The sequence below is a fragment of the Pseudomonas sp. NPDC089530 genome (genome assembly GCF_050280705.1).
Taxonomy (GTDB): Bacteria; Pseudomonadota; Gammaproteobacteria; order Pseudomonadales; family Pseudomonadaceae; genus Aquipseudomonas.
Genome location: NZ_JBNNVU010000210.1, coordinates 1 through 1,508, shown reverse-complemented (window position 1 = coordinate 1,508; position 1,508 = coordinate 1). Strand labels below are relative to the sequence as shown.

The following is a 1,508-nucleotide window of genomic DNA, read 5'->3' as shown; positions in this document are numbered from 1 at the left end:
GGACATCGACCGCACCGACAAACCGCACCAGGCGGTGCACGCCGAAGTCAGCGCGCACCTGCGACAGGGCGTCGCCGTGACGGAAGTTGATTTCCATCTGCGCCGTGCCGTCTTCGTGGATCAGCGTGTCGAGGTCCAGTTCCTGCAGTTCGCACCAGTCGTAGACGTCCTCGAACAGCGGGTCGAATTCGTTGGCCGCTTCGATGGAGAACGACTGGCGACCGGTTTCCGGGCGACCGGAGCGGCCGACCGGCGGCTGCAGCGGGTAATCCGGGTCGTCGCTACGCTTGGTCAGATAGAACTCCATTTCCGGCGCCACGATCGGCTGCCAGCCATGGTCGGCGTAAAGCTTCAGCACCTTCTTGAGTACGTTGCGCGGCGACAGCTCGATCGGGTTGCCTTGCTTGTCGTAGGTGTCGTGGATCACTTGGGCGGTCGGCTCGATGGCCCACGGCACCATGAAGACCGCGTTGTGGTCCGGGCGGCAGACCATGTCGATGTCGGCCGGGTCCAGCAGCTCGTAATAGATGTCGTCTTCGACGTAGTCGCCGGTGACCGTCTGCAACAGCACGCTCTCGGGCAGGCGCATGCCCTTTTCGGCGATGAACTTGTTGGTCGGCGAGATCTTGCCCCGGGTGATCCCGGTCAGGTCGCCGATCATGCATTCGACTTCTGTGATCTTGTGGTCTTTCAACCAATCGGTGAGCTGGTCGAGGTTGTTGCTCATAAATGCCTCTAGGCGTGGGTTTCCTGACTCTTATAAGCCAGGTTTTGCGGCGCATCGACGTCGCGTTGCACTACCCGCTTGCGAAAGGCATCGCCAGATGCCTGGAAGACGGTCAGGTAGTGAGGGGTAGAGCTTACCTGCCATTCGGGGTGCCATTGCACCCCCGTCTCACACGCAAAATCATGGGCAGTACCCCGCGCGCAGGCGGGACCGTGGCAGAGTGAAGGTTCGAACCTGGAGGACGGGGCGTTAAAGAGGATGCCATCCACACCGTCCAGAATATCGGACGGGGCCGGAAAATCGGCCAGGGACGGGAGGTTCATGGGCACGCCCTTGGCTGTAACTGCCACTGTGCGAATGCGCCTGTCGCCACGGATGAGATACGCATGCAGACCGATCTGCCTGGAGCAGGCGGTGATGCCGATTAACGGCAGGCGAGACATGAAACACCCCGGTATTATTGATGTTATGGGTTTGATTCGAGCTTAGCCTTGTTCATTTTTTTACACAACACCCCCGTAAAAAATACAACACGGCCCGCTCAAGCCTGCGGTAGCCAAGGGCTTCGCCGCCAGAAAAGCGCCCCAAAAATGCCCCGCAGGCGCTTTTTTAGGGCAGAAGAGGCCTCACTTGACTTCGGCAAGCCGTTCGGGTTGACTGAAACCTGAAAAGATCAATGATTGATATTTTTAACATCGGCGCCAGCCGCGGATAACAATCCGCCGCGCCTTCGGCCAGCAGGCAGAACTTCAGCGAGCTGCCGATGTTCGCCAACTGCAAC

The 1,508-nt window shown here is 59.4% G+C and carries 3 pseudogenes; all 3 read right to left on the bottom strand.

The features are described 5' to 3' along the window. Positions 1-727 (bottom strand): annotated as a pseudogene (locus tag ACQKQA_RS30335) (glutamine synthetase); the annotation flags it as partial. A 173-nt stretch (positions 728-900) separates the two neighbouring features. Beyond that, positions 901-1,170 (bottom strand): annotated as a pseudogene (locus ACQKQA_RS30330) (gamma-glutamyl-gamma-aminobutyrate hydrolase family protein); the annotation flags it as partial. Positions 1,171-1,423: 253 nt separating this feature from the next. Then, positions 1,424-1,508 (bottom strand): annotated as a pseudogene (locus tag ACQKQA_RS30325) (3'(2'),5'-bisphosphate nucleotidase CysQ); the annotation flags it as partial.